The sequence below is a fragment of the Rhizobium sp. CB3090 genome (assembly GCF_029714285.1).
GTDB lineage: Bacteria > Pseudomonadota > Alphaproteobacteria > Rhizobiales > Rhizobiaceae > Rhizobium.
The window spans coordinates 493,047-520,038 of the sequence record NZ_CP121662.1; the positions used below are offsets into that span (position 1 = coordinate 493,047).

A 26,992-nucleotide genomic window follows, 5' to 3' on the forward strand; every position below is an offset into this window, starting at 1 on the left:
AGGCGTGATGGAGGAGGAGACAACGAGCAAGACAGGAAGCGCCGGGCGAAACAACGGCCTGGTGGTCGCCATGTGTCTGAGCTTCGTGATCGGCATGAGCGCCATGTGTGCCGCAGCCGTGCCGCTCTATCGCATCTTCTGCCAGGTGACCGGCTTCAACGGCACGACGCAACGCGTCGATCAGGCCTCCAGCGTCATTCTCGACAAATCGATCAAGGTTTCCTTTGACGCCAATGTTGCCCCAGGCGTGCCCTGGGATTTCAAGCCGATGCAGAAGGAAGTCGACCCCAAGATCGGTGAAACGATCGAGGTAAAGTTCCTAGTCGAGAACAAGTCCGACCAACCGACGCACGGGCAGGCTATTTTCAATGTCTCGCCGGTGGAAGCGGGCGCCTATTTCAATAAGGTGCAATGCTTCTGCTTCAACGAGACCGATCTGGCACCGGGGGAAAAGCGCGAGATGCCGGTGGTTTTCTACGTCGATCCTGAGATCACAAAGGCAGAGGAAACCAAGACGATCACGGCGCTGACACTGTCCTACACCTTCTATCCGCGCGACGGCGCGAAGCCTGTAGCTTCCAACGACGGCGCAGCGAAGGTGGCGGAAAAGAAACTTTGATGGAGAGTGCTTTCGGCTCAGCCGAAGGCGATATGGGAAAAGTCATTCGGGGATTGCTGACATGGCAGAGGCGCATACGAAGAAACACGATTACCACATCATCGACCCCAGCCCGTGGCCGATCACAGCGGCCTTCGGAGCCTTTGTCATCACCTTTGGCGGCGTCTGCTTCATGCGCTACCTGAGCGGTGGCGCCGTGCATTTGTTCGGCCTGAACTGGGCGCAGCCATGGCTGTTCTTCATCGGTTTGGCCGTAATCCTCTATGTCATGTACGGTTGGTGGTCGGATACGGTAAAGGAAGCGCATGAGGGTGCGCATACCCGCGTCGTCTCGCTGCACCTGCGCTACGGCATGATCATGTTCATCGCCTCCGAGGTAATGTTCTTCGTCGCCTGGTTCTGGGCCTATTTCGACGTCAGCCTTTTCCCAAACGAAGCGATCCAGGCCTCGCGAACGGCCTTCCTCGGCGGCCAGTTCCCGCCAAAGGGCGTTGAGGTCCTCGATCCCTGGCATCTGCCGATTTACAATACCATCATCCTGCTGCTCTCGGGCACGACGGTTACCTGGGCGCACCACGCGCTGCTGCACAATGATCGCAAGGGGCTGATCCAGGGGCTCGTTCTGACCGTGCTGCTTGGCGCATTGTTCTCCTGCGTCCAGGCCTATGAATATGCGCATGCGCCCTTCGAATTCAGAAACACCATCTATGGCGCGACCTTCTTCATGGCGACCGGCTTCCATGGTTTCCACGTGTTGATCGGCACGATCTTCCTGCTGGTCTGCCTCCTCCGCGCGATTCGCGGCGATTTCACCCCGAAGCAGCATTTCGGTTTCGAAGCGGCAGCCTGGTACTGGCATTTCGTTGACGTCGTCTGGCTGTTCCTGTTCTTCTGCATCTATATCTGGGGAAGCTGGGGCGCGCCGGTCGCGGCTGGCTAATTTAAACGGCCGATGCAAATGATCAAAGGCGGGTGCTTCGGACCCGCCTTTTTCATTGCGAGAAGGGATCTCTCAAGCGCCCGCCGCCAGGCGCTCGAATGCCGTCGGATACGGAACGCCGCGATCCAAGAACTGCCTGATCTCATCAGCACAGGCTTGCGCAGTTTTGACCGAGGTGTCGACCTCGAGATCGTAGATGCCGGGCCGATGCACCTGCGCCTGCCAGGCTGATATCGGCGCTGGAATGGGTGCATCGGCGGAAACGCTGACGTAATCATTGCGCCGTTCAGCGCCTTCCGCCAAACGTCGCTGCATGATGGTCTCGATCGGACAACGAACTCCGACGAAAAGAACGGGCAGGCCGGCAAGTTGGCGAGCGCAATTCGCCAGAATTCCGAGCGGTCTTGAATAGGCGTCATGATGGCCGAATTCGGCAACGACATTGAGCCCAAGACGGCTGTGGGCGGCAATCGAGGCATAGAGCGCCGAATAGAATATCAGAACCAGCGGCTCCAGACCGGGCCGTTCGCCGCCGGGCCGCATGCCGATCCCCGGCCGGTAGCGCTGCGGCGTGACATGCCGCACATAGGCATCGACACCGAGATTCATCCATGGACCGTCGAAACTTGCCTGGATAGCCTCGACAATGCTCGATTTTCCGGATCGCGGCGCGCCGTTCAGAATGATGATCTGACCGGCCTTCGTGTCTTGATGATTGTCCATACCCTCTTTCTATGGCCGTGCCGACGCTTTTCAAGTGATCCGGAGAAGGTGGCCGCGACATCATGATGCGGGATGGGAGCCTTGTTTGCTTGGGATACAGCGGTCATCATGCTTTTGGATTGGACGGATGCCTGCATCGCGGCTACTGAAAGATAGGACGAGATTTGTATGCTCGTCGTGATTGGCAATCGATCGAGATCAAACTTTGAGCCCAGAGCAAGACACTCCCCCGGTTCACGGGATAGGCCCGAATCAAGGGACAAATAGCGACAGCGCCCTCTTTCCACCTGTCGATCCGTTCAAGGTCGGCATCCAGGGATGCTGTCCGCGTTGCGGCAACGGCAAGCTCTTCGATGGACTATTGTCGCTGAAGCCGCGCTGCTCCGCCTGTGGTCTCGATTACGCCTTTGCCGATGCCGGCGATGGGCCTGCGGTCTTTGTCATCCTCATTGTCGGCTTCATCGTCATTGGCTCGGTGCTGTGGTTGCAGGTCAATTATGCGCCGCCGATCTGGGTGCATATCCTGCTGTTCGGTCCCCTGACCATCATCCTGTCGCTTCTGTCGCTACGTTGGTGCAAAGGCATCCTGATCGCGCTGCAATACCGCAACAATGCCAGCGAAGGGCGCATTCACCGTGACTGAGGCCGTCATGCCCGCTCGCCGCGCCAATCCTTTCTGGCAGGCCGGCAAAGCGCTGATCCTGCTTGCGGCGCTCGGCATCTTGCTGGCTCTCGGCACCTGGCAGGTCGAACGGCTGCATTGGAAGGAAGGCTTGCTGGCCGACATTGCCGAGCGTCAGGCCGCTGCTCCCGTGCCGCTATCGACGATCGAGACCATGGCAGCATCCGGCGGCGATATCGAATATCGCGTCGTCACCGCGACGGGTCGCTACCTCAACAACAAGGAACGGCATTTCTTCGCGACCTTCGACGGCGCTTCCGGCTTCGATATTTACACGCCGCTGCAGCTTGCAGATGGGCGTTATCTCTTCGTCAACAGAGGCTTCGTGCCCTACGACGCCAAAGAGCCGGAAATGCGCGTGCAGGGGCAGTTGACGGACGAACAGACCGTCACCGGCCTTGCCCGCGCCAAACTCGCCGGCCAGCCCTCAGGGATGCCGGACAATGATCTGGCGAAGAACATATTCTATTGGAAAGACCTGAACGCCATGGCCGACAGCGACGGGCTTCCAAGGGATAAGGTGCTGCCCTTCTTCGTCGACGCCGACAAGACCCCCAATCCTGCCGGCTTGCCGATCGGCGGCGTCACCATCGTCGACCTGCCGAATAACCATCTGCAATATGCCGTGACCTGGTATGGCCTGGCAGTGGCGCTGGTTGCCATCGTTGCCATCTCCTGGTGGCGCAAACGTCACCCGGACGCACCGCGGCAATAGAATAGCTTCATTTCAAGGGAATATTCGGCTAGAGCATGGTCCCAAAAGTTCGCAGCAGTTTTTGGGACCATGCGGACTAAATGGAGCAAGCGGCGGGGCGAACTTATATCTGTAGCCTTGCCAGCATCCCGAATTTCGGAAGAGACATGAATATAGCGGTTTCCAAACCTGACCTGACCATCCGGCTCTGCGGCCCGCGCGGCTTCTGTGCCGGCGTTGATCGCGCCATCCAGATCGTCGTGCTGGCGCTGAAGGCCTATGGCGCGCCGGTCTATGTCCGCCATGAGATCGTGCATAATCGCTATGTGGTGGAAGGGCTGGAGGCCAAGGGCGCCGTTTTCGTCGAGGAACTCAACGAGATCCCTGCGGAACATCGCGCCCAGCCCGTCGTCTTTTCCGCCCATGGCGTTCCGAAATCCGTGCCGGCGGATGCCGACGCGCGCAATCTCTTCTATCTCGACGCCACCTGTCCGCTGGTGTCCAAGGTGCATAAGCAGGCCATGCGGCATAACCGCCTCGGCCGCCACGTCATCCTGATCGGCCATGCCGGACACCCGGAAGTGATCGGCACCATGGGCCAGCTTCCGGAGGGCTCGGTGTCGTTGATCGAGACGGTGGAGGATGTCGACGCCTATCAGCCTGCCGATCCGGATAATCTCGGTTTCGTCACGCAGACGACGCTTTCGGTCGACGATACCGCCGGCGTCATCGCGCGGCTGCAGCAGCGTTTCCCGAACCTCACTGCGCCGGCCGCCGATTCGATCTGCTACGCCACGACCAACCGCCAGGAAGTGGTGAAGGAAGCCGCTCCGGGCTGCGATCTCTTCATCGTCGTCGGCGCACCGAATTCGTCCAATTCCAAGCGTCTCGTCGAAGTGGCGCTGAGAGCCGGGGCCAGGAAATCCGTGCTTGTCCAGCGCGCCTCCGAAATCGATTGGGACGATGTCGGCGATATCAAAACCGTCGGTCTCTCCGCTGGCGCATCGGCACCGGAGGTCATCGTCAACGAGATCATCGAGGCTTTCCGCGCCCGCTATAATGCCGTGGTGGAGCTCGCTGAAACAGTCAAGGAGACCGAGAATTTCCTCGTCAATCGCGAGCTGCGTAACATTGAACTGACGGTGGCCGATATGGCCTTCGTCAATGGCGAATAATATCCAGGAATAATTCGTGGCTGTTTATACCGATATTACTGAAGACGATCTCAAGTGGTTCCTGACGGAATATGATGTCGGAGAATTGCTCTCCTACAAGGGCATCGCCGAAGGCGTCGAAAACTCCAACTTCCTGCTGCATACGTCGCGCGAGCCGCTGATCCTGACGCTCTATGAGAAGCGCGTCGAGAAGGGCGACCTGCCGTTTTTCCTCGGCCTGATGCAGCATCTGGCAAGCCGCGGCCTTTCCTGCCCACTGCCCCTGCCGCGCAAAGACGGCGCGCTGCTCGGCCATCTCTCGGGTCGCCCGGCCGCGCTGATCTCCTTTCTCGAAGGGATGTGGCTGCGCAAGCCCGAGGCAAAACATTGCCGTGAAGTCGGCAAGGCGCTGGCCGCGATGCACGTCGCCGGCGAAGACTTCGCCATCAAGCGGCCGAATGCGCTGTCGCTCGAAGGCTGGCAAGGGCTGTGGGAAAAATCCGAAGCGCGCGCCGACGAGGTCGAACCCGGCCTGCAGGACGAGATCCGCGGCGAACTCGATTTTTTGGCGGCGCATTGGCCGAAGGATCTGCCGGATGGCGTCATCCATGCGGATCTGTTTCCGGACAACGTTTTCTTCCTCGGCGACACGCTTTCCGGCCTGATCGACTTTTATTTCGCCTGCAACGATCTGCTCGCTTACGACGTGTCGATCTGCCTCAACGCCTGGTGCTTCGAGAAGGACGGCGCCTACAACATCACCAAGGGCATGGCGCTTTTGGAAGGCTACCAGAGCGTTCGGCCGCTGGAGGCCGCCGAAATCGCCGCGCTCCCAACGCTGTCGCGTGGTTCGGCGCTGCGCTTCTTTTTGACCCGCCTCTATGATTGGCTGACGACGCCGGCCGGCGCCTTGGTCACCAAGAAAGACCCGCTCGAATATCTGCGCAAGCTGCGCTTCCATCGCCAGATCGCCTCCAGTGCCGAATATGGGCTGAAGGCATGAAACACGTCGATATCTTTACCGACGGCGCTTGCTCCGGCAATCCCGGTCCCGGCGGCTGGGGCGCGGTGCTGCGTTATGGCGATGTCGAAAAGGAACTTTTCGGCGGCGAACAGGAGACGACCAACAACCGCATGGAACTAATGGCGGCGATCTCGGCGCTTGGCGCGCTGAAGACCCCCTGCGAAGTCGATCTCTACACCGACAGCGTCTACGTCAAGGACGGCATCTCCAAGTGGATTTTTGGCTGGAAGAAAAACGGCTGGAAAACCGCCGACAAGAAGCCGGTCAAAAACGCCGAACTCTGGCAAGCCCTGGAAGAGGCCCGCAACCGGCATCAGGTGACGTTGCATTGGGTCAAGGGCCATGCCGGACACCCGGAAAACGAGCGCGCCGATGAGCTGGCGCGCAAGGGCATGGAGCCGTTTAAGCGGAAGTAGGGTGGCGCGGTGGGCCAATGTTTGGATGGTCGCCTTGCGGCATTAGCGGACTTCGGTTTGGCTTGCATGGACGACCGATTTGGGGCCGGAAGCCGACTGGCAACTTCAGGCTGCGGGTCTTCAAAAGCGGACATTCGGGTGGGCGCGGACATCGTCGTGACCCGACCCTGAGTGGGCTTTCGGAACGACCGCGTCAAACGGCCAGGAGCCTGATGGAACCGTCATTGCGTGGGGCTACAACGTCGGCAGCGTCCACACGAGCCATCGCCACTCGATCTCAACAAAGATCGCTCCGAGCGGCGGCTCAAAGTTCTTTCTTGCCCTCTGTCTCCCTGCTATCGTGGAAGTGAGGAGACGGCGCCATGAGCGAGAACCGAAAGCTGGCTGCAATCCTGGCCGCAGACGTGGTTGGATACAGTCGGCTTGCTGGCGCCGATGAGGACCGCACCCTGGCGAGGTTGCGAGCACTGCGCAGCGATCTCATCGATCCGACGATCGCCGTACACCATGGCAGGGTGGTAAAGCGCACCGGCGATGGTGCGCTGGTCGAGTTCCGCAGCGTGGTGGACGCCGTGCGCTGCGCCATCGAGGTGCAGAATGGTATGGTGGAGCGCAACGACGGCGTGCCGCAGGACCGTCGCATCGAGTTCCGGATCGGTATCCATTTGGGCGACGTGGTGGAGGAAAGCGACGGCGATCTGATGGGCGACGGCGTCAACATAGCCTCGCGATTGGAGGGCGTCGCCGCGGCGGGCGCGATCTGCCTGTCCGAGGATGCCTATCGCCAAGTCAAGGCGAGGATCGACCTCTCGGTCTGCGATCTCGGCAGCACGCAGCTCAAGAACATCGCCGAGCCGATCCGGGTCTATTCGCTGCAAGTCGGCAGCGCCGGGACCAAGGCAGCTTCGGCCTCGCAAACCACGACGAGCCAACCGGCAACGGCAGCGTCGCCGAAGCTGTCGATCGCTGTCCTGCCCTTCGTCAATATGAGCGGTGACGCCGAACAGGACTACTTTGCCGACGGCATCTCGGAAGACATCATCACGGCGCTATCGAAGCTGTCGCAGCTCTTCGTCATAGCCCGCAATTCGTCGTTCACTTTCAAAGGCAAGAACGTCCATGTGCAGGAGGTGGGCGCGAAGCTCGGCGTGCGGCATGTACTTGAGGGCAGCGTTCGTAAATCGGGGAACAGGGTACGCGTCACCGCGCAGCTCATCGACGCGACGACCGGCGGGCATCTATGGGCGGAGCGGTTCGATCGCGACCTGACCGACATATTCGCGGTTCAGGACGATGTCACGCAGCAGATCGTCGATGCGCTGGCGGTCAACCTGACAGAGGGCGATCGGCAAAGACTGGCGCCGGGGCAGACCCGGCACCCCGAGGCGTATGACTGCTTCTTGCGTGGCCGGGAGCTGTGGCACCGGCTGACGAAGCAAACGAACAGCGATGCCCGCGACCTTTTGCAACGTGCCGTCGAACTGGACCCGAACTTCGCCTCGGCACACGCCTTTCTCGCCCTTACCCATGGGCTCGACTACCTGAACCAGTGGAGGGCGTCGCCACAGCGCTCGATAAAGCAAGCCGAAGAGGCTGCGACGCTGGCGGTAGCGCGGGGTGATAGCGATCCTCTGGCGCACTGGGCGCTGAGTCTGGTCAACCTTTACTCGCGACAGCACGATGGAGCCATCAGCGAGGCCGAGCGTGCGATAGCCCTCAATCCGAACTTCGCCGAAGGGCAGGTCAGCCTCGGTGAGGCACTTATCTACTCAGGCAGATCCGAGGAGGCACTCGCCTATTTCGATCGGGCGAGGGTCCTGAACCCGTACTTTCCGGATATCGTTCTCCACTTTCAGGCCTGGGCCTTGTTTCAACTGGGAAGGTACGAAGAGGCCATCGAACTGTTGCTGCAGCGCGTGAGTCGCAACCCCGTCACTGATGTCTCGCGCGCGCTTCTGGCCGCCTGTTACGGGCACCTCGGCCGTTTCGAAGAGGCTCGCGCGATGTGGCAAGAGGTGCTGCGCGTCAATCCCGGCTATTCCTTGGAATACCGTCGCAAAGTCTTGCCCTTCAAGAACCCCGCCGATTTCGAGCTCGTCATAGAGGGGCTGCGCAAAGCCGGTGTCGTACAAGACGGGTGATTAAAGTCCGATCTTGAACCTGTTGCCGCCATTTGCTCATAGGATGAGCAATAACCAGTGCCGGCGCAACCGCGACCTCCAGCGGGATCGCCAACACGGTCTGCTTACAGGAAGCTGCGAAGCCCCTCTACGGCCTCAGGGCGCGAAGCCGTCCTTCTGCGACCGGGCCATCTATGTCTGAGCTAAAAGCCGTGATGGTAGGCACTCACCAAAAACCCTAAACATCGCAACCCCGCATCTTGCCCCTCAGCCCTTTCCCTCTATGCTGCGCGAAAACAGCTAGGGAGATGAAGATGATCCTGCATTGCGTTTTCATGCGGCTCAAATCCGCCATGACACAGGATGAGAAGAAAGCGCTTTTCGAATCCATCGCCGCCTTGCAGCAGGTCATCCCCGGCATACTCGATATCAAATACGGGCCGAATGTCTCGCCGGAGGGGTTGCATGGCGGATTCGTCGATGGCTTCGTGGTGACGTTCGAGAGCCCTGAAGCGCGCGATGCCTATCTCGTGCATCCAGAACACGTTGCCGTCGGGGAGCGCATCGTCTCCTCGACGGATGGCGGACTTGCAGGCCTGCTGGTTTTTGATCTCAATCTTTAAAGAAGCGCAGACATAGACCCGCAGGCCTCGTCATGCTGGTCGCCTGCGCGTGACGATGCGGAGATTCATCTCCGAGCGCAAGCGGAACCCCATCGCTTTGTAAAGCGAGATGGCCAGTGTGTTCGCGGCGCGAGCATGCAGGTAGACGGTTTCGTCCCTCGCCGAGATCTCGCTGGCAACGAAGCGGAAGAGCAGGCGGCCTAAGCCGCGTCCCTGAAAATCGGGATGGGTGCAAAGGCCGCTGAGTTCGGTAAAGCCGGGCTGGCGCATGCGCTGGCCGGCCATGGCGACGAGGCGGCCGTCGATCTTCATTCCCCAAAAGGTGCCGAGGCTCTGGGCGCGCAGCGTGAAGGGACCAGGTTTCGTCAGCGTGGCCAAGGCGAGCATCTCCGGTGCATCGGCTTCCGTCAGCGGCTCGATCCGGCTGTCCGAAATCCGCTCATAGGGCTGTTCGGCGATCATCTGCACCAACTTGTCTTCGGAGATGATCGTCAATCCCTTAGGGATCGGCATGGGATTGGCTTCGACAAGCGCCATGATCTCGTCGGCGGCCGGCAGGCTCGCCAGAGCCTCGAGGCTCTCTGCGGTATCGTCGGCGGGGGCTGCGAAGGGCACGATAGAGGGCGGATAGCGGCGGGCACGCTCGCTGCCTTCGGCCAATGTCGCATGGGCTGTTCGAAGGGCGTTCCAGGCCGGACGGTCGAGAATATGGCTCATGGTTTGTGCTCCTTGCCGAGATGGCCCCGACGGGCAAGCGGCGCTTCGGCAAGTCCATCCTCGATTGCAGCGAGCTGTTCGAGGATCGGCCCGGAGATCTCGCCGCAAAGTTCGGTCACCGCCCGTTCGATGCGTGGCCAGACCGATCGTTTCGAATAATCGACCAGCTTCTGTCCTTCCGCCGTCAGCGAGACCAGTCTTCGCCGCTGATCCTCCGGTGAGGCTTGCATGTCGACGTAACCGAGTTCCAGAAGCTGCGAGACGGTGCGCGTGGCGCCTGGCTGGGTAATGCCGACGGCCTGGGCAAGTTCGCCTATGGTCAGCGGGCCGGCGCGATCGATCGCCGCTAGGAAGGGATACTGCGCGGACTGGAGGGTGACGCCAAGCTCTCCCATTATCTGCTGGGTGTCGGCCTGAAGGCGTTCGCCGATACGGCGGAAGCGGCTGCCGAGGCAGAGGAAACCCAATGATTTCACAACATCTTCAACCACAGCGCTTACCAGTCTTCATTTGTATAATGTGTTATATAAACTGTTATAGAAATTCCGTCAATTCTGCTCCTTTGACTTAGCTTTTGATCTTCGAATGGAAAGAGGCCGCAGGCACATGCCCGCGGCCATGCAGTTCGGCTTTCTCAGCTCGACTTCGCTATCGCGGCGGCGAGCTGATCAACGTTATAACGGAACATTTTTTCATATGTCGGGGCCGGGCCGTTGGTCTTGGAGAGGGCTTCGACATAAAGCTCGCCGCCGGGCTCTGCGCCGGTCGCCTTGGCGACCTGCTTGACCAGGCGCGGATCGTTCGAATTTTCGAAGAAATAGGTCTTCACATGCTCGGTCTTGATCTGCTCGATCAGCTTGGCGACGCCGGCGGCCGAAGCTTCCGTTTCGGTCGAAACGCCGAGCGGCGACAGGAAGGTGACGTTGTATTCGCGGCCGAAATAGCCGAAGGCGTCATGGCTGGTCAGGATCTTGCGGCGATCTTCGGCGATCTTGTCAAACTTGCTGTGCGCATAGGCGTCGAGGTCGGTCAGCGTCTTGGTGTAGCGCTCGGCATTGGCCTTGAAATCGGCAGCGTCGGCCGGATCGGCGGCGGAAAGCGCCTTTTCGATGTTGGCGACCCAGACCTTCACATTGACCGGACTGTTCCAGACATGCGGATCGGTGACGGTCTTGCCGTCGTCGACCATGGTGCGGGTATTGATGCCTTCGGAGACGACGACCGGCGTGCCCTTGTAGCCGGAAGCGCTGATCAATCGATCCATCCAGCCTTCCAGACCTTCGCCGCTGACGAAGGTGACCTTGGCGGCTTTGAGCTTCTTCGCGTCCGCCGGTGAAGGCTCGAATTCATGGGGGTCGCCGTTCGGGCCGACAAGGCTCGATACCTTCACATGCTCACCGCCGACCTGCTTGACGACATCGGCCAGCACGGTGAAGGAGGCGACGACATCCAAGGTTTCGGCCGAAGCAGGCGCCGCAACGCCGAAGGCAATGAAGGCCGGCAGCGCCGCGGAGAGAAGCAGTCTGCGTCTGATCATAAAAATCTCCTTGATCAAGTTAGCCCCTGAGATGGGGACGGGGAATAAACCGTCGAGCCAAGCCCGAAGGCGCGAAAAGAATGGAAAAGCCGTAGATCAGGCTCGCCGTGATGATGATGGTGGGGCCTGAGGCGAATTCGAGATGATAGGAGGCGATGAGCCCGATATAGCCGGACGTAGTCGCGGTTACCGCCGCGATCGCCATCATCGCGGGCAGGCTGCGCGACCAGAGCTGCGCGATCGCCGCCGGCAGCATCATCAGCCCGACCGCCATCAGCGTCCCGAGCGCCTGGAAGCTGGCGACGAGATTGAGCACCACCAGCAGCAGGAAGAGGAAATGATAGACCGGGCCTCGACCGCCAACAGCGCGCAGGAAACCGGGATCGAAGCACTCCATCACCAATGGCCGGTAGATGACGGCGAGCGCCAGGAGCGTCACCGTAGTGATCGCGCCGATCTGGTAAAGGGCAGGGGCGTCGATCGCCAGGATGGTGCCGAAGAGCACATGCAGGAGATCGATATTAGAGCCGCGCAGCGATACGATGAGCACGCCGAGCGCAAGTGACGTCAGATAGAAACTGGCGAAACTCGCATCCTCCTGCAGCACCGTCATGCGGCTGACGAGCCCGGAGAGCAGCGCCACCGACAGGCCGGCCACAAGTCCCCCAAGTCCCATGGCCGTCAGCGACAGCGAGCCGGCGATCAGATAGCCGATGGCCGCTCCCGGCAGCACGGCATGGCTCATGGCGTCGCCCATCAGGCTCATCCGCCTCAGCATCAGAAAGACGCCGATGGGTCCGGAGCCGAGCCCGAGGCAGAGGCAGGCGATGAGCGCGCGCCGCATGAAGCCGTAGTCGGCAAAGGGCGCGAGGAGGATATCATAAGCCGTCATTCGGCCGGCTCCCGCTTCGCCAATTCCCGGTGGGCGTGCTCTAGCTCCGGCAGGCAGTCTTCGGCTTCCTCGTCCCAACGCTCGGCCATGGCTCGCGCCTTGATGAGATTGTCGGGGCTCATGACGTCCTCTGTCCGGCCCCAACTGACGAGTTCGCGGGCGATCAGCAGCGTCTCGGGAAAATGCGCGCGCACCTGTTCGAAATCATGCAGCACGGCAATCACCGTGCGCCCGTCGCCATGCCACCGCAGGACAAGGTCGAGCAGGTCGCGCGTCGTGCGCTGGTCGATGGCGGTAAAAGGCTCGTCGAGAAGGATGACGCGGGCGTCCTGCAGCAGCAACCGCGCGAAGAGTACGCGCTGGAACTGCCCGGCCGAAAGCGAGCCGATATGCCGGCGCTCGAAACCGGCAAGACCCACAGCCGCGAGCGCATCCTTGGCGCGCTCCGCATCTGCGCGTGAGAAACGGTCGAAGGCGCCGGAATTTTTCCAGGCACCGAGCATGACGGTATCGGCCACCGAGATCGGAAAACGCCTGACGATGTCAGCCGCCTGCGGCAGATAGCCGAAATCGTTGCGCGTCAGCCCGCCGCGATCGATAGACCCTTCCGCCGGCCTCAATTCGCCGATGATAGTCTTCAAGAGCGTCGACTTGCCGGCCCCGTTCGGCCCAGCAATCGCCGTTAGGCTGCCGGCCTGGAAGGCGCCGGAAACGTGATGCACGGCGGGATGGCGCTCATAGGTGACAGTGAGATTGTCGAGACGGATCGAAGCACTCATGCCAGCGCCACCGCCCAGCCGATCGTCGCCCAGAGGATCGCGATGCCGATCGCAACGAAGGCGAGACGAGTCAATGCGGAACGACCAATTAAGGAGGAGGCAAAGGGATCATCGCTGAAAGGCATATGGCAGCTTCCATTATGTAATAACATTACGTCTTGTTGCGAAGGGAATACGGCAAAAAAGTGGCGGGATGCGGAGCTTTATATCTTTGAGTGCCAGGAAAAATTATGGGAGCGATTGGCGCTAATCGATGCAGATGCTATATATTGCGCATTAAATGTTACGCGCGTTCAGTGCGAAGCGGCACGAAAGGATAACCATGAACGTCTCGATTGGTGAGCGCTGGGAAAAATTCGTTGAAAAAACGGTTGAAGAAGGACGCTACAGCTCTGCCAGCGAAGTCGTGCGCGAAGGTCTCCGGCTCGTAGAGGAGCGTGAGGCGAAAATAGCATCGTTGCGGCGCACTCTGGAGGCATCGATCGCTCGTGGCGGCGATGTGTCGGAAGAAGAGCTCGATGCATCGCTGGACGCGGTGGAAGCCGAGCTGAAGAAAGAAGGTTATTGATGTGCCGCGCATTCGTTATCTAGCGAGTGCCAGAGCCGATTTCGATAATATCTATCGATATATCAGGCAAGAAGGTGGGAACGCGGAAAGCGCCCGAAATTTTATTGGCAGACTTCGTGGCAAATGTCGTCATTTGGCGGCACTGCCCGGTCAGATGGGGCGTGCAAGACCGGAATTGCTGACCGACGCTCGCAGCTTTGCGTTTTGCGGCTACGTGATCTTCTTCCGCTACGTCGATGATGTTTTTGAAGTTGTGAATATCCTCGAAGGTCACCAAGATCTTGAGAGCCATTTCGACAAGGATCGTCAGTAGAACAAAGGGCTCCGGGCCGGATGCCCTTTGTCCGTTCATTATCTAAAAGCCTAAAGCTGCTCGATCATCGCTGCCGCGCCCGAAACCGTTGCCTGGCCGGGGCTTTCCTCGATATTGAGCGTCCTCACCACGCCATCTTCCACCAGCATGGAATAACGCTTGGAGCGGATGCCGAGGCCGCCGGCGGAGAGGTCGATATCGAGGCCGAGGGCTTTGGCGAAGGAGGCGTCCCAGTCCGCAAGGAAGTGGATCTTGCCCATACCGCCGGAGGATTGCGCCCAGGCGCCCATGACGTGCCAATCGTTGACGGCAACCACAGCGATGTCGTCGACGCCCTTGGCGAGGATGGCATCACGGTTTTCCAGATAGCCCGGCAGGTGGTTCAGCGAGCAGGTCGGCGTAAAGGCGCCGGGAACGGCGAAAAGCACGACGCGCTTGCCGGCAAAAAGCTGGTCGGTGGTGAGTTCCACCGGGCCTTCTGCGGTCTTTTCCTTGAAGGTGGCGGCAGGCAGTTTGTCGCCGATAGCGATGGTCATGGCACTCTCCTTGGGGCGTGATTCCGGGCGGCTAAACCGCCGCCCTTTGAGGGTAAATGGTTGGGCGAAACTATAGATCCGCGTTATTCGAACGCAAGCGTCGTTTCCATGGCGCGTTCACCGTCGATGGCGAGGATGCCCCAGCTTTTGCCCTTGATATCGTAATTCTTCGGAAGCTTGCCGATGGCGATGTCGGTCGTAAAGGTCTTGCCGTCGCGAGTACCGTTGGCCTGTTTGAAAAAGACATAGCCAGCCGGGCCGGTCACGTAGATCGCGGGAGCGCTTCCCGTTGCCTCCGGCAGCGTCAGGCGCAGCGAAAGGGACTTCGCATCGGGCGAAAGTCGGTGATTTTCGACGGCAAAATCCGCAGAAGGAGCCTGCGGCAGCGAGGCATTGGCGGCGTCCAGCAGGGCTTGTTCATGCGGCGTCGATTGGCCGGCAGCCGAAAGCGGCAGCGAAAATTCGGTCTGGAAAGGAATGCAGATGTCCTTGCAGAGCCCGATGAAGGCGGTGAGGTGGAGTGTCGCCGGCTGTTTGCCGGTGACACGGAAATCGAGCAGCAGTGTCACCGGCGCATCATAGCCGATTTCCTGGATCGCGCCGACGGTGATCGGCTTGGGCGTGGGGTAACTGGTCTTTTCCAGCGTAACGCCACTATCGGGCGCCGGGCTCACCTGCGGGGGAATTCCGCTTTCGCCGGGCTCGCGCCAATAGGTGATCCAGCCGGGTGCAGGCTCGATCTGCAGCCCGGCGCGGATATGGCCCTGCGCATCGGGCGCCAGCGCCACCAAGCGCATGCGGCCGCCCTCATTGTTGGCCCAGTCACTCATGGCTGCATGGGCGGTGCTATCAGTCAGTGCTGCGGCGGCCAGCATTGTCAACAGCGGGATGAACGAGAGTTTTCCAATCATGGAACAAGGATTTACCGGATGGCGCGGTGCCGTGCCAGAACGGCGCGAAAAAGAAATGATCATTTTCAGTTGATTGATTTATGACATTGCCCCATCTTCTTTTCGAGGGGCGCAGTTACAGACTGCAGTCAGGAGGTACGATGTCCCTATCGACTCTGAAGAATAGAAGCGAAAGAGGTTTTCTCGACGGCCAATTCCTGATTGCCATGCCGGGTATGGAAGACCGGAATTTCAATCGCACAGTGATCTATATCTGTGCTCATTCCGCTGCCGGCGCCATGGGCTTCGTCATCAACCGCGCGCAAAACCTGACCTTTACCGACGTGCTGCTGCATCTCGAAATGATCAAGGATGACGATGCTATTCTTCTGCCGCCGGTCGCCCGCGATTTCCCGATCCAGACCGGGGGGCCGGTCGAAAGCGGCCGCGGCTTCGTCCTGCATTCCGACGATTATATCAGTGACAGTAGTATTCCGGTGAGCGACGATATCAGCCTGACGGCGACACTGGATATCGTGCGCGCCATTTCCAAGGGCGGCGGCCCGAAGCGCGCCACTATGCTGCTCGGCTATGCCGGCTGGGGCGCAGGTCAATTGGAGGCGGAAATCAGCAGCAACGGCTGGCTCAATTGCCCGGCCAATGAGGAGTTGATCTTCGATCGCAGCCTTGACGATAAGTATGAACGAGCCCTGGCGCTGATGGGTATCAATGCCGCCATGCTGTCGCCGCATGCGGGGCATGCCTGAGCCGTCCACGCCCTTGTGGAACGAAATATTGTGAATGACGTTTTCCTGTCACCGCACCGGCAACTCCGCCGGTGCTGAACGAGGAGGCGTTCGTCATGGGCAGCATGAGTGACAAGGTATCCGGCAAAGCCAACGAGGCGGCTGGCAAGGCCAAACAGGTTGCGGGCAAGGCCACGAAGAGCAAGAGCATGCACGCCGAAGGCACGGCCCAGAAGGCTAAAGGTAAGGCTCAAGTGGCCGTGGGCAAGGCCAAGGATAAAGCCAAGGGTGCGGTAGACCGGATGTAATCCGGCAATTCGCTACACCAAGCTAAGTGCTGCGTCCTTTCGCGTGCTGTCGCACGCGCGGCGCAGTGAAGGAGCCTGTCACGAATTCGCGACGGGCTCTTTTCATACCCATCATTGCCAAGTTTTGGAGCGCTTTGCATGAGGCTTTTCGCCTGCGACCATTGTGGCCAGCCGGTACATTTCGATAACAGGCAATGCGTGCGCTGCGGCTACCAGCTCGGTTTCGTTCCAGAGCGTCTCGCGATGTATGCACTGGAGGCTGATGGGCCGAATTGGCGTCTGGTTGGCGAGCCGACCCGTATCGTCCGCTTCTGCGCCAATGCCACCCTCGATATCTGCAATTGGATAGTTGAGGTCGCCGATCCCGAACCTTTTTGCATTGCCTGTCGTCATAACCGGCTGGTGCCGAATACGGATACGCAGCAGGGAGTGGACCGTTGGCGGCGCATCGGCCAGGCCGAGCGGCATCTGTTCTATTCGCTGTTGCGCTGGCAACTGCCGCATCCGGATCGCCGGCAGGATCCCGAGGGTGGGCTGGTCTTCGATTTCCTCGAGGACGAGGTGCAGGACGGCGCCGTTGTGCCGGCCATGATCGGCCACGAGGAGGGGCTTATCACCATCCGCGCCGCAGAGGCTGATGATGTGACGCGCGAACAGGCGCGTACGTCAATGAACGAGCCCTACCGCACGCTGCTCGGTCATTTCCGTCACGAGACCGGCCACTTCATTTGGAACAAATTGATCCGCGACCGCAATCAGCTCGATGCGTTCCGCGTCGTCTTTGGCGATGAGCGGGCGGATTATGACGCAGCCCTGCAGCGACATTACGACAATGGCCCGCCGCCGAACTGGCAGGAGAACTTCATCAGCGCCTATGCCAGTGCCCATCCTTGGGAAGATTTTGCCGAATGTTTTGCGCATTACCTCCACATCGTCGATACGCTGGAGACTGCCCGCTCCTTCGGTCTTGCAGTCGACCCTCGCGGCTATCACGAAATGGCAGCGGAAGTGGATTTCAATCCTTACAGGGCTGAGAGCGCCGAACAGCTCGTTAGCGCCTGGATTCCGCTGAGCGTTGCGATCAACTCCATCCAGCGCAGCATGGGTCAGCGGGATTCCTATCCCTTCATCCTGTCGCCGCCGGTCGTCACCAAGCTGGAATATCTGCACGGAGTTATCAGGGGAGCGTAGCTCTGGCTATGCCCGCTTCGTCAACGGAAAGCGTTCCTTCAGCAGGCGCACCACTGAATCCGAGCCCATCGGCGGGCCGAAGATGAAGCTCTGGCCGTAGGCGCAGCCCATCTTTGCGAGTTCGAGTGCATCCTCTTCCGACTCGATGCCTTCGGCGACGACGCGCATGTTGAGCTCTCGCGCCATGGAAATTACCGAGCGCAGAAGTACGGCCTTCTTATCGCTTTCATCACGCACCATCGCCTTGTCGAGCTTGATCGTGTCGAACGGGAAGCGGGTGAGGTAGGAAAGCGAGGAGTAGCCGGTGCCGAAATCGTCGAGCGCCAGGCCGATGCCGGCTTCGCGCAGCTTGCCGAGCACGAGGCGGGCCTGTTCCGGATTTTCCATCACCTGCGATTCCGTCAATTCGAGCTTGATGCGGTTCGGCTCGCAATGGGTCTTGGCGAGCAGGGCGCGGATATCGTCATAGAGCTCGTTGTTGAGGAGCTGCACGCTGGACAGGTTGATGGAAACGAAGAGCGGCAGGTCGCCGGTCTGGCGCTGCCAGGCCATCAGATCGTTGGTCGCCTGCTCCATCGCAAACATGCCGAGCGGGCCGATGATGTCGGAAGCCTCGGCGATCGGGATGAATTCCGACGGCGGAATATTACCGCGTTTCGGATGCTCCCAGCGCATCAGCGCCTCGAAGCCGGCGATTTCGGCATCTTCTAACCGAACGATCGGCTGGTAGACCAGCGACAATTCCTTGCGCTCGACAGCACGGCGAAGGTCCGTTTCAAGCTGCAGACGGTCGGTGCCGAAGCTGCGGAAAGCGGGCTGGAAAGGCTCGACGCGATTGCCGCCGGCGCGCTTGGCGCGGTACATGGCAAGCTCGGCGTCGCTCAAGAGACCGGTGGCGCTCTCCTGCTGGTCGACCCAGGAGGTCAGCCCGATCGAAGCCGTCAGGATGATTTCGCGATTGGCGAAATTGATCGGCACCATGATGGCCTTGCTGATCGCATCGGCGAAATCGGCAACCTTGGCCGGGTCGCGTTCGGAAACAAGAATAAGACCGAACTGATCACCGGAGAGCCGCGCCAACGTATCCTGCGGCTTCATCAGGCGGCGCAGGCGTCGCGTCAGCGCGATCAGGATATTGTCGCCGGCGGCAACGCCGAGGGTATCGTTGACCAGTTTATAGCGGTCGATGTCGATCACCATCACCGTCGGGCGCACCTGATTGCCTTCCGGCGCCAGGGTGAGAACCGCTTGCAGGCGGTCGATGAAGACCTGACGGTTCGGCAGGCCGGTCAGATTGTCGTGCAGCGCGTCGTGCAGCAGCCGTTCGATCGAATTCTTCTGTTCGGTAACGTCGACGACGGTGCCGACGCAGCGGATGATTTCGCCGTTGGAACCGAGCACCGGCCGGGCGCGGATCGACAGCCAGTGAAAATGCCCATCTTCGGCGCGGATGCGGAATTCATGGTTCAGCCGACCGCGGCGATGTTCGAGAAGCACGTCGAGCGTCGCGCGGAAGCGGTCGCGGTCGTCTGGATGCAAGCGTGGCAGCCAGTTGCGCGCCGCGCCATGCATGGTACCGGGCGACAAGCCGAGTTTCATCGAGATATCCGGGGTCGTCACCACGCGGTCGCGCGCGACGTCCCAGTCCCAAACCGTATCGCCGGAGCCGGTGAGCGCCAGGGATTGCCGTTCGAGATCGGAAAATAGGCCCTGTTGAAACGCGCCGCCGGCAAAGGCGTGCTGCATTACCGTGAAACCGATCAGGAGCACGATCAGAACGAGGCCGCCGCCGAGCGCCGGCTGGATGATGTCGTTGTCGAGCTTGCCCGTGATCGTCATCCAGGCGCCGAACAGCCAGACCAGGATCAGCGCCCAGGCGGGCACCAGCAGGATGGCGCGGTCATAGCGGCTGAAGCCGAGATAGATGATCAGCAGCAGGCCCGCCGTCGCCGTCAGTGCCAGCGACAGCCGCGCGACGCCGGCCGCGATCGACGGATCATAGATCGCAACGCCGAAGAGAAGGGCGAGACCGAGCACCCAGGCAAGGGTCACGTAGCCCAGATGCGCATGCCAGCGATTGAGGTTCAGATAGGTGAACAGGAAGATCACCAGGCTCGAAGCGAGCGCCACCTCCGCACAGGCGCGCCATATTCGCTGATCGCTGGAGGTGATGCTGATGAGTTTGCCGAGGAAACCGAAGTCTACACAGATATAGCCGAGCACCGCCCAGGCAAGCGCGGCCGTCGCCGGCAGCATCGAGGTGCCCTTGACGACGAAGAGAATGGTCAGGAACACCGCCAGCAGCCCGGCAATGCCGAGCACGATGCCGCGATAGAGCGTGAAGGCGTTGACCGTGTCCTTGTAGGCGTTCGGCTCCCAGAGATAGAGCTGCGGCAGGTTCGGCGAGGAGAGTTCGGCCACAAAGGTGACGACCGCGCCGGGGTTCAGGGTGATGCGGAACACATCCGCCTCGTCGCTCGGCTGCCGGTCGAGGGCAAAGCCTTCGCTCGGCGTGATCGCGATGATGCGTTGCGAGCCGAGGTCCGGCCAGAACAACTTCGAGTTCACCAGACGGAAGTGCGGCGCGACGATGACGCGTTCGAGCTGCTCTTCCGAGACATTGGCAAGCGCAAAGACGGCCCAGTCGCCCTGATGGTTCGGCGATGAAGAGCGTACCTCAATACGGCGGCGAATGCCATCGGCGCCGGCTGCGGTGGAAACCTGAAAGGCTTCGCCCTGATTGGTATAGATTTCGGTCGTCGCCGTCAGGTCGAGCGCGGTGTCGTCGCGCGAAATCTTCACGGGTTCGGCCGCGTGCGCCATGCCGGCAAGGAAGAACAACAGGACAGCCGTAAGCGTCGCGAGGATCGCGGATAACCATTTGGCCAATGGCGGGGTTGGCGCGAGATCGGCGGTCATCGGTTGTCGGATTTTCTGCTCGGGTCGGCGTCGGGCGCCAACCGGGAAAACATCACGTGATCACGCCACTGACCGTTGATTTTAAGATAACCGCGCAAATGACCTTCCCGTTGGAAACCGGCCTTTTCCAAAAGCCGCATGCTACGCTCGTTATCCGGAATACAGGCTGCTTCAATACGGTGCAACTCAAGTCCGGAAAAGATATAGGGTATAACCAACTGAAGTGCGGCGAACATATGGCCCTGGCCCGAATGCCGCTCGCCCATCCAATAGCCAATCATGCAGCTTTGTGCAGCACCACGACGGATGTAACCGATGGTGATGCCGCCGAGCAAAGTCATATTCTCTTTAAGGAAAATGAAAAGAGGAATCGCCTGGCCGGAACTGTATTCCTGCTTTCCCCTGATGACACGGGCCCGGTAGGCGCCCTCGGTCAGTTCGTCATGTCGCCAGGTCGGCTCCCAGGGTTCCAGGAAGCGCCGGCTTTCGGCCCGCAGCCGGTGCCACTGATTGAAATCGGAATAGCGCGGCAGACGCAGCAGATAGGTCGCGTTTTCGAGTTCGACCGCGTCCGGATGACGTGACAGAAACCGAAAGACCGATTTTTGCATTCCGCCCAGTACTCCCCAAAAGATTGAACCCATCGGCTCGCGATGCGGTCTTAGCCGCTCGCGCTTTTGGAGGCGGGGGTCGACGATGATAAGGATGTCACGATATCTTCCATCGGCGCCAACTGCTCCAACGGCCCGATCGCCGACAGGGTCGGCACCGTGTCGAAGAACAGGCGGCCGGCAAGATCGGTCAGCCGGTCGATGGTAATGCCTTCCAACCGTTCCAGCATCTCCTGATTTGGAATGGGTCGGCCGTAAAGCATCATCTGCCGCGCGATCTGGCCGGCGCGCGCCGCCGGGCTTTCCTGGCCCATCAGCAACTGCGCGCGGATCTGGGCGCGGGCACGCTCGATTTCCTGCTGTTCGATCTTGTGGGAGGATTTGTGCAGTTCGTCAACGATGACCGGCAGCAGCTCCGGCAGGTTCTCGCCGCCGGTCGCGGCATGGATGCCGAAAATGCCCGTGTCGGAAAAGCCCCAATGGAAGGCATAGACCGAATAACAGAGGCCGCGGAACTCGCGTACTTCCTGAAACAGACGCGAGGACATGCCGCCGCCGAGAATGTTGGCTAGGATCTGCGAGCAATAGAAATCGCGGGTGTGGTAGGCGCGCCCTTCGAAGCCGAGCAGGATCTGCGCATCCATCAGGTCGCGCGTCTCGCGGATATTGCCGCCGATATAGCGCGCAGGCTCTATGACGGGCGGCGCCGACGGTTTGGTCGGCAGGGTGGAGAACCGCTCTTCGACCTGGCGCACGAAGCTTTCGTGATCGACGGCGCCGGCGGCCACCACGAACATACGGTCGGTCGTATAGTTCCGGCTGAGATAACCGCGGATTTGATCAGGCGAGAAGGAGACGACAGTCTCCGGCGTGCCCAGAATAGCCCGACCGAGGGTCTGGCCGCGATAGGCGACTTCGGAAAATTTGTCGAAGACCACGTCGTCCGGCGTGTCGTTCGCAGCGTTGATTTCCTGCAGGATGACCTGCTTTTCGCGCTGCAGCTCATCTTCTTCGAAGGCGGATTCGGTCAGGATATCAGCGAGAATATCGACGGCGAGCGGCACATGATCCTTCAGCACACGGGCATAATAGGAAGTCGTCTCTGTCGAAGTGGCGGCGTTGACTTCGCCGCCGACATTTTCGATTTCCTCGGCGATCTCGCGTGCCGTGCGACGGGCCGTGCCTTTGAACGCCATGTGTTCCAGCAGATGCGCGATGCCGTGTTCCGCCTCGGTTTCGTTACGCGAACCCGACTTGATCCAGACGCCGAGTGCCACGCTTTCGAGGTGTGGCATCGTCTGGGTCGCTACTGTCAGCCCGGACGCAAGCCGGGTGCACTCCACTGTCATCGTCTGTCTTTCTGCGTCTATCATTCCCCGGCCCGGGCGTGCTTGCCGACAAAAGTTTCAACGGCTTTCAGCTCGGGATCGAGGACATCGAAACGCTCCTCCCTGTTCATCAGTCCAGCAAGCCACGTCGGAAGCGCCGGGTCAATACCACATGCCGATTTTACTGCGGCGGGGAATTTTGCCGGATGCGCGGTTGCAAGTGTCACCATCGGGCTCGAGGACTTCTCGTTTTTCTCCGCCACAAAGACACCAATGGCCGTGTGCGGATCGATGAGATAGCCGGTGTCGTCGAGTGTTTTGCGGATGGTCGCAGCCACCTGTTTCTCGCTGGCGCGGCCGGCGCGAAAGTCCTTCTTGATGGTCTTCAGCGCGTCTTCGCCAATTGAAAAGCCCTTCGATTGTTTCAGGCTTTCCATCGCGGCGCGCACCTTCGATGCGTCGCGGCCGTAAGCTTCGTACAGCAGCCGTTCGAAGTTGGAGGAGATCTGGATGTCCATCGACGGCGCGGTGGTGGCCTTCACCTCGCGCATCTCGTATCCCCCGGTCTTCAGCGTGCGTGCAAGGATGTCGTTTTCATTGGTGGCGATCACCAGTCGGTCGATGGGCAGGCCCATGCGCTTGGCGACGTAGCCGGCGAAAATATCGCCGAAATTGCCGGTCGGAACGGTGAAGGAAATCTTCCTGTCCGGGCCGCCGAGGGCGACTGCGGTGGTGAAATAATAGACCACCTGCGCCATGATGCGCGCCCAGTTGATCGAATTGACGCCCGAAAGCTTGACCCGATCGCGGAAGGTCGTGTCGTTGAACATGGCCTTGACCAAGTTCTGGCAATCATCGAAATTGCCGTTGATCGCCAGCGCATGCACATTGGCCGCCGTCGAGGTGGTCATCTGCCGCTGCTGCACCGGCGAGACCTTGCCATGCGGGAAAAGGATGAAGATGTCGGTGCGTTCGCGTCCGGCAAAGGCGTCGATCGCCGCGCCGCCGGTATCGCCCGAAGTCGCGCCGACGATGGTCGCCCTCTGCCCGCGCTTTTCCAGTGCATAATCCATCAGCCGGGCGAGCAACTGCATGGCGACATCTTTGAAAGCAAGCGTCGTGCCGTGGAAGAGCTCCATCACGAAGCTGTTCGGACCTGTCTGCACCAGCGGCGCGACGGCCGGATGGCGGAAAGTGCCATAGGCTTCGTCGATCATGCCGCGGAAGACATCGTCCGGAATTTCGCCATTGGTGAAAGGCGACAGCACGGCGAAGGCGACGTCCTGATAGCTCTTGCCGCGGAAGGCGCGGATCTCTTTTTTCTTGAGGGTCGGCCATTCACGGGGGACATAGAGCCCGCCATCACGCGCAAGGCCGGCCAGAAGGGCGTCGCAGAAGCCAAGGGCAGGGGCTTCTCCCCGCGTTGAGATATAGTCCACGGTCTAGAATTCCTTTGGTCGCAAAATTGCCGGAGTGGTGGGGTGAGAGAGTAAAAGAACGAAGCGATGGCAGCCCGTCTTTTTGCGTCGGATCAGCCGCGTGGTTTTCGCGTTCGTGCAATGCCCGCCCGGCTCTGTCCGGCGGGCGGCGGCTTGCGCCAATCTGTCGACGTCGAAAAGTGAGCCAAAACGGTGCCTACCCAATCGATTTTTCGCTGCGCCGCTGGTATAGACCATCGCCAAGTGTCATAAAAGGCCCGTCGAACAGGCTGCAGGCCGATAATGTGAATTATTGCAGAGGGTGGAATAATAGTGTTTGGCAAGGTTTCGCGTCGTCTTTTCTCCGCTTCGCTTTTGGCATTGTTGGCAGGTTGTAGTTCTCTTGGTTTCGGCGGTAGCGACAAGCAGCCCGGAACGGATGTGACGGTAGCGCCGCAGGCAACGGCCGGCAACGCATCCTCTGCCAGCCCCGCGCCGCAGGTGACCGGTGGCCAGGCCTATGTCGCCGGCAAATGCCCGCAAGCCGTGATCCGCGACGAGGCGTCCAGCTATCGCACCTATGCCAAGGGCGCCAAGGACGATCCGAACCAGTTGACCTATCAGGCATCGCTCGCCCAGGCGACGCGCCAGTGCACGACCGATGGCACCAGTCTCAACATTCATGTCGTTGCGCAAGGCCGCCTTGTCGCCGGCCCGATGGGTGGCCCCGGCAAAGTGACCATGCCGATCCATGTCGCCGTCATGGACAACAACACCGCGCTCTACAGCAAGACCGTCAATTTCACCGCCGAAATTCCGCCGGGCGAAACCACGACGCAGTTCCTCTTCACCGATGACGACATCAACGTCGCCGGCGGCTCCGGCGGCTTCACGATTGTCCAGATCGGCTTCGATCAAGGGCCGCAGAAGCCGGAGAAGGGCCAGAAACCCGTCCACAAGAAGCATAAGTAAGGTTGGGATTTAGGCAGTAGGCAGTAGGCAGTAGTAAAGGTCACCTTGTCCTTGCCACTGCCGGCAACTAGCAGCAACATCTATTGCCTATTGCCTATTGCCTATTGCCTATTGCCTATTGCCTCACAAAACGCCTTCCCACTCCGCCAGCGCCATTACCACGCCGGGCAGATCGGCCATCCGAGCGATAACTGTTTCCGCGCCCGCGTCGGTCAACCGGTCGGCATGCGAAGGATAGGTGTGCGAGGCGCCGGTGAAGCCGATGACGCGCATGCCGGCGGCCCGTGCCGCGTGGACACCATGAACGGAGTCCTCGACGACGACGACATTAGCCGGCGCAACGTTCAATTGCTTGGCGCCGTGCAGGAAGATGTCCGGCTTCGGCTTGACGCGATCGGTGCCGAGATCCTTGGCGGAATAGACATGCGGCGCGAACAGCTCCTTGTAGCCGACCTTGGAGAGCATCATCTCGAGCCGCGCGGAGCTGGAATTCGAGCACACGCAACGCGGCATCGGCAGGCGCGACAGGGCGAGGGGAACGCCCGGGATGGCCTTGACGTCATTAGCGAGCCTCAGGTCGAGAAGCTTCTCAGACTTGTCGAGCAGCGATGCCGAGATCGGAATGCTCGCCTCACGCTCGACTTCGAACAGAATGTTCTGCCAGGTCATGCCGGAAAAACGCTCGCCCATTTCTTCGGCGCTAATCGGGTAACCCGCTTCGGTCAGGAGCTTGGATTCAACATCCGCCGCGATGATTTCCGAATCGACCAGAACGCCGTCGCAGTCGAAGATAATGAGGTCGAAGCCATTGCTCATGAGAATACACTACCTTTGAAGGAGCTCTGGATTTGGCACGGCCCTGTCGAAAATTGCTTAGCGCTTCTGGGGCCTGCTCTGAAATGGATCGTGCGGCTTTACACGATGCTCCGGCAAAGCTCAACCAATCAGGAGGCATGGCAGAAGTGCGCTGGGGGAAGGGATGGGCCGAAGCTATGGCCGGCGTGAATGCCAAGGGGTCGCCACGGCGTCAGCTTCGTTGATAAGGGGTCAGCCGTGATGGGTCATGTTGAAAAAGTCGCTGCGCAGGCTTTTGGCGTGTAATTGGCCGACCTGCGCCTCATATTCCTCTTGGGCCGCCTGCCAGAAAGGCGCTGCCTCCGCGATCTTGCTTTGCCCAGCCGGCGATAGCTCCAACATCAGCCGGCGGCTCTCTTCCGTTTCGTGCGCACTGAGGATCAGGCCTTGTCGCTGCAGCGGCTTCACGGCCCGCAGCAGGGTCGTGCGGTCCATCAGCATCGCAGCCGCCAGTTCGTTCATGGTCATCCGCGCATTCTGGTGGAGGAAATTCAGGAGCGAAAACTGAGTGCTGGTTATGCCGGTCGGCGCCATATGACGCTCATAGAGTTTCGAGACGTACCTCGCCAATTGCCTGATTGCCAGGCAATGGCACGCAAGAGGACCAAGATCGTCTTCGGTTTGCATGAATCCACTATGCTTGTGTATATGCACCAAGTCAAGTTGCGGTTGCACTTGCCCTCGATGCCAGCCACGGCGCTCTCCTATCCTTCATCCATTTCGCCGGCTTCAATGGGAAACAGCGCCAGAAACCGGCGTTCGCCTTCCGAAGTAAATTGGATCGAACGGCTGTTTTCCGTCCGCCGCGCCCAGCCCTTGTCGAAGAAATTGGAAAGCAGTGCCTTGCCGAGGCTGCCGGCGAGATGCGCACGGCGTTCGCTCCAGTCGAGACAGGAGCGGCAGAGCGGACGCCGTGTCGAGCGCAGCCCGGTCACGTCTATGCCGATCGAGGTGAGTTGTGTTTCACCACGCTCTGTCAGGCTTAAGCCGTCATCAACCGCCGAGATCGTGCCGGATGCGATCAGGCTGTCGAGCATGCGCACCCCGTAGTCGCCGGCAAGATGGTCGTAGCAGATGCGCGCCTTGCGCAGCGCCGGCTCCTTCGGGCCGGGGCGATGGCGCAGGTGTCCTCGCGTGGCGGCAAAGCCCATGATATTTTCAAGCAGTTTGCCGACGCCGTCGTCGGCCAGCGCGAAATAGCGGTGTCGGCCCTGTTTGCGTTGCGCGAGCAACCCGCCTGCTTCGAGTTTCGACAAATGCGTGCTCGCCGTCTGCAGCGTGATGCCGCCGGCCTCGGCCAGTTCCGTTGCCGTCAGAGCGCGGCCGCCCATCAGCGCGGTGAGCATGTTTGCTCGCGCCGGATCGCCGATGAGTGCACCGATCTGCGCTATGTCAGGACCTTCCTTCATACTTCGAT

Annotated in this window: 31 protein-coding genes; 15 read left to right on the forward strand and 16 right to left on the reverse strand. The window is 60.2% G+C overall.

The genetic code is table 11. The annotated features are described in order from the left end of the window. Nucleotides 1-7 precede the first annotated feature (7 nt). Both QA646_RS02355 and QA646_RS02360 read left to right on the forward strand, forming a co-directional pair. Entirely contained in the window at nt 8-619 is a 612-nt protein-coding gene (locus tag QA646_RS02355) for a cytochrome c oxidase assembly protein (RefSeq protein ID WP_283057362.1), read from the forward strand. Between the two features lie 61 nt (nt 620-680). Then, on the forward strand, nt 681-1,559 hold the full coding sequence (locus QA646_RS02360; protein ID WP_283057364.1) for a cytochrome c oxidase subunit 3: 879 nt from the start codon (nt 681-683) through the stop codon (nt 1,557-1,559). 72 nt (nt 1,560-1,631) lie between these two features. Here QA646_RS02360 and QA646_RS02365 read toward each other — a convergent pair whose 3' ends face one another. Further along, complete coding sequence (locus QA646_RS02365; protein WP_283057365.1) at nt 1,632-2,282, reverse strand: chloramphenicol phosphotransferase; 651 nt, start codon at nt 2,280-2,282, stop codon at nt 1,632-1,634. Nucleotides 2,283-2,523: 241 nt separating this feature from the next. On the opposite strand from QA646_RS02365, the gene QA646_RS02370 reads away from it, so the two are divergent. From QA646_RS02370 to QA646_RS02400, 7 genes are all read left to right on the forward strand, one after another. Beyond that, a complete protein-coding gene (locus QA646_RS02370) occupies nt 2,524-2,925 on the forward strand; it encodes a DUF983 domain-containing protein (protein ID WP_283058944.1) in 402 nt (133 codons plus the stop codon). 7 nt (nt 2,926-2,932) lie between these two features. Continuing rightward, the gene (locus QA646_RS02375) at nt 2,933-3,679 is read left to right on the forward strand and encodes an SURF1 family protein (protein ID WP_283058945.1); all 747 of its coding nucleotides are present in this window, start codon (nt 2,933-2,935) and stop codon (nt 3,677-3,679) included. Nucleotides 3,680-3,825: 146 nt separating this feature from the next. After that, nucleotides 3,826-4,833: a 4-hydroxy-3-methylbut-2-enyl diphosphate reductase gene (gene ispH / locus QA646_RS02380; RefSeq protein ID WP_283057366.1), complete on the forward strand. Its 1,008-nt coding sequence runs from the start codon at nt 3,826-3,828 to the stop codon at nt 4,831-4,833. A 16-nt stretch (nt 4,834-4,849) separates the two neighbouring features. Then, on the forward strand, nt 4,850-5,815 hold the full coding sequence (locus QA646_RS02385) for a homoserine kinase (RefSeq protein ID WP_283057367.1): 966 nt from the start codon (nt 4,850-4,852) through the stop codon (nt 5,813-5,815). Next, nucleotides 5,812-6,252: a ribonuclease HI gene (gene rnhA, locus QA646_RS02390; RefSeq protein ID WP_283049473.1), complete on the forward strand. Its 441-nt coding sequence runs from the start codon at nt 5,812-5,814 to the stop codon at nt 6,250-6,252. The genes QA646_RS02385 and rnhA overlap by 4 nt, the downstream gene beginning before the upstream one ends. Before the next feature lie 362 nt (nt 6,253-6,614). Then, nucleotides 6,615-8,393, forward strand: coding sequence for an adenylate/guanylate cyclase domain-containing protein (locus tag QA646_RS02395; RefSeq protein WP_283057368.1), 1,779 nt, complete (start codon nt 6,615-6,617; stop codon nt 8,391-8,393). Nucleotides 8,394-8,686: 293 nt separating this feature from the next. Then, a complete protein-coding gene (locus QA646_RS02400; protein WP_283057369.1) occupies nt 8,687-8,995 on the forward strand; it encodes a Dabb family protein in 309 nt (102 codons plus the stop codon). 30 nt (nt 8,996-9,025) lie between these two features. On the opposite strand, the gene QA646_RS02405 is transcribed toward QA646_RS02400, so the two are convergent. From QA646_RS02405 to QA646_RS02430, 6 genes are all read right to left on the reverse strand, one after another. Further along, complete coding sequence (locus QA646_RS02405; protein ID WP_283057370.1) at nt 9,026-9,712, reverse strand: GNAT family N-acetyltransferase; 687 nt, start codon at nt 9,710-9,712, stop codon at nt 9,026-9,028. Continuing rightward, a complete protein-coding gene (locus QA646_RS02410) occupies nt 9,709-10,203 on the reverse strand; it encodes a MarR family transcriptional regulator (protein ID WP_283057371.1) in 495 nt (164 codons plus the stop codon). Before QA646_RS02410 ends, QA646_RS02405 begins: the two co-directional genes overlap by 4 nt. A gap of 143 nt (nt 10,204-10,346) precedes the next feature. After that, the gene (locus tag QA646_RS02415) at nt 10,347-11,249 is read right to left on the reverse strand and encodes a zinc ABC transporter substrate-binding protein (RefSeq protein ID WP_283057372.1); all 903 of its coding nucleotides are present in this window, start codon (nt 11,247-11,249) and stop codon (nt 10,347-10,349) included. 19 nt (nt 11,250-11,268) lie between these two features. Next, nucleotides 11,269-12,141 (reverse strand): metal ABC transporter permease, encoded by an 873-nt coding sequence (locus tag QA646_RS02420; protein WP_283057373.1) that lies wholly within the window; start codon nt 12,139-12,141, stop codon nt 11,269-11,271. Beyond that, nucleotides 12,138-12,920, reverse strand: a complete 783-nt coding sequence (locus QA646_RS02425) for an ABC transporter ATP-binding protein (protein WP_283057374.1) — start codon at nt 12,918-12,920, stop codon at nt 12,138-12,140. The genes QA646_RS02420 and QA646_RS02425 overlap by 4 nt, the downstream gene beginning before the upstream one ends. Further along, the gene (locus tag QA646_RS02430; protein ID WP_283057375.1) at nt 12,917-13,045 is read right to left on the reverse strand and encodes a hypothetical protein; all 129 of its coding nucleotides are present in this window, start codon (nt 13,043-13,045) and stop codon (nt 12,917-12,919) included. Before QA646_RS02430 ends, QA646_RS02425 begins: the two co-directional genes overlap by 4 nt. A 197-nt stretch (nt 13,046-13,242) precedes the next feature. On the opposite strand from QA646_RS02430, the gene QA646_RS02435 reads away from it, so the two are divergent. Together QA646_RS02435 and QA646_RS02440 are read left to right on the forward strand one after the other, a co-directional pair. Next, entirely contained in the window at nt 13,243-13,488 is a 246-nt protein-coding gene (locus QA646_RS02435) for a type II toxin-antitoxin system ParD family antitoxin (protein WP_283057376.1), read from the forward strand. A gap of 1 nt (nt 13,489) precedes the next feature. After that, nucleotides 13,490-13,801 carry a type II toxin-antitoxin system RelE/ParE family toxin gene (locus QA646_RS02440; protein ID WP_283057377.1) on the forward strand — a complete coding sequence of 104 codons (312 nt, stop codon included), beginning with the start codon at nt 13,490-13,492 and terminating at the stop codon, nt 13,799-13,801. Between the two features lie 50 nt (nt 13,802-13,851). Here QA646_RS02440 and QA646_RS02445 read toward each other — a convergent pair whose 3' ends face one another. Continuing rightward, the gene (locus tag QA646_RS02445) at nt 13,852-14,337 is read right to left on the reverse strand and encodes a peroxiredoxin (protein ID WP_283057378.1); all 486 of its coding nucleotides are present in this window, start codon (nt 14,335-14,337) and stop codon (nt 13,852-13,854) included. Between the two features lie 83 nt (nt 14,338-14,420). Beyond that, nucleotides 14,421-15,248 carry a protein-disulfide reductase DsbD domain-containing protein gene (locus QA646_RS02450; protein ID WP_283057379.1) on the reverse strand — a complete coding sequence of 276 codons (828 nt, stop codon included), beginning with the start codon at nt 15,246-15,248 and terminating at the stop codon, nt 14,421-14,423. 140 nt (nt 15,249-15,388) lie between these two features. Here QA646_RS02450 and QA646_RS02455 point away from each other — a divergent pair, with 140 nt between their 5' ends. From QA646_RS02455 to QA646_RS02465, 3 genes are all read left to right on the forward strand, one after another. Further along, on the forward strand, nt 15,389-15,994 hold the full coding sequence (locus QA646_RS02455) for a YqgE/AlgH family protein (RefSeq protein ID WP_283057380.1): 606 nt from the start codon (nt 15,389-15,391) through the stop codon (nt 15,992-15,994). A gap of 95 nt (nt 15,995-16,089) precedes the next feature. After that, nucleotides 16,090-16,281, forward strand: a complete 192-nt coding sequence (locus QA646_RS02460) for a CsbD family protein (RefSeq protein ID WP_283057381.1) — start codon at nt 16,090-16,092, stop codon at nt 16,279-16,281. A gap of 138 nt (nt 16,282-16,419) precedes the next feature. Continuing rightward, entirely contained in the window at nt 16,420-17,472 is a 1,053-nt protein-coding gene (locus QA646_RS02465; protein ID WP_283057382.1) for a putative zinc-binding metallopeptidase, read from the forward strand. A gap of 6 nt (nt 17,473-17,478) precedes the next feature. On the opposite strand, the gene QA646_RS02470 is transcribed toward QA646_RS02465, so the two are convergent. The 4 genes from QA646_RS02470 to thrC are packed head-to-tail and all read right to left on the reverse strand — an operon-like array spanning nt 17,479 to nt 23,769. After that, nucleotides 17,479-20,391, reverse strand: a complete 2,913-nt coding sequence (locus QA646_RS02470; RefSeq protein WP_283057383.1) for a sensor domain-containing phosphodiesterase — start codon at nt 20,389-20,391, stop codon at nt 17,479-17,481. Continuing rightward, nucleotides 20,388-21,002, reverse strand: coding sequence for a GNAT family protein (locus tag QA646_RS02475; RefSeq protein ID WP_283057384.1), 615 nt, complete (start codon nt 21,000-21,002; stop codon nt 20,388-20,390). Before QA646_RS02475 ends, QA646_RS02470 begins: the two co-directional genes overlap by 4 nt. Nucleotides 21,003-21,052: 50 nt before the next feature. Further along, nucleotides 21,053-22,351 carry a pitrilysin family protein gene (locus QA646_RS02480; protein ID WP_283057385.1) on the reverse strand — a complete coding sequence of 433 codons (1,299 nt, stop codon included), beginning with the start codon at nt 22,349-22,351 and terminating at the stop codon, nt 21,053-21,055. A 20-nt stretch (nt 22,352-22,371) separates the two neighbouring features. Continuing rightward, a complete protein-coding gene (thrC, locus tag QA646_RS02485; protein ID WP_283057386.1) occupies nt 22,372-23,769 on the reverse strand; it encodes a threonine synthase in 1,398 nt (465 codons plus the stop codon). A gap of 312 nt (nt 23,770-24,081) precedes the next feature. On the opposite strand from thrC, the gene QA646_RS02490 reads away from it, so the two are divergent. Further along, nucleotides 24,082-24,720, forward strand: a complete 639-nt coding sequence (locus QA646_RS02490; RefSeq protein WP_283057387.1) for a hypothetical protein — start codon at nt 24,082-24,084, stop codon at nt 24,718-24,720. 123 nt (nt 24,721-24,843) lie between these two features. On the opposite strand, the gene QA646_RS02495 is transcribed toward QA646_RS02490, so the two are convergent. The 3 genes from QA646_RS02495 to QA646_RS02505 all read right to left on the reverse strand — a co-directional run bounded on the left by QA646_RS02495 (nt 24,844) and on the right by QA646_RS02505 (nt 26,984). Next, nucleotides 24,844-25,536, reverse strand: coding sequence for an HAD-IA family hydrolase (locus tag QA646_RS02495; RefSeq protein ID WP_283057388.1), 693 nt, complete (start codon nt 25,534-25,536; stop codon nt 24,844-24,846). 231 nt (nt 25,537-25,767) lie between these two features. After that, nucleotides 25,768-26,109 carry a MarR family winged helix-turn-helix transcriptional regulator gene (locus tag QA646_RS02500; RefSeq protein ID WP_283057390.1) on the reverse strand — a complete coding sequence of 114 codons (342 nt, stop codon included), beginning with the start codon at nt 26,107-26,109 and terminating at the stop codon, nt 25,768-25,770. 170 nt (nt 26,110-26,279) lie between these two features. After that, complete coding sequence (locus QA646_RS02505) at nt 26,280-26,984, reverse strand: metalloregulator ArsR/SmtB family transcription factor (RefSeq protein ID WP_283057391.1); 705 nt, start codon at nt 26,982-26,984, stop codon at nt 26,280-26,282. Nucleotides 26,985-26,992 lie beyond the last annotated feature (8 nt).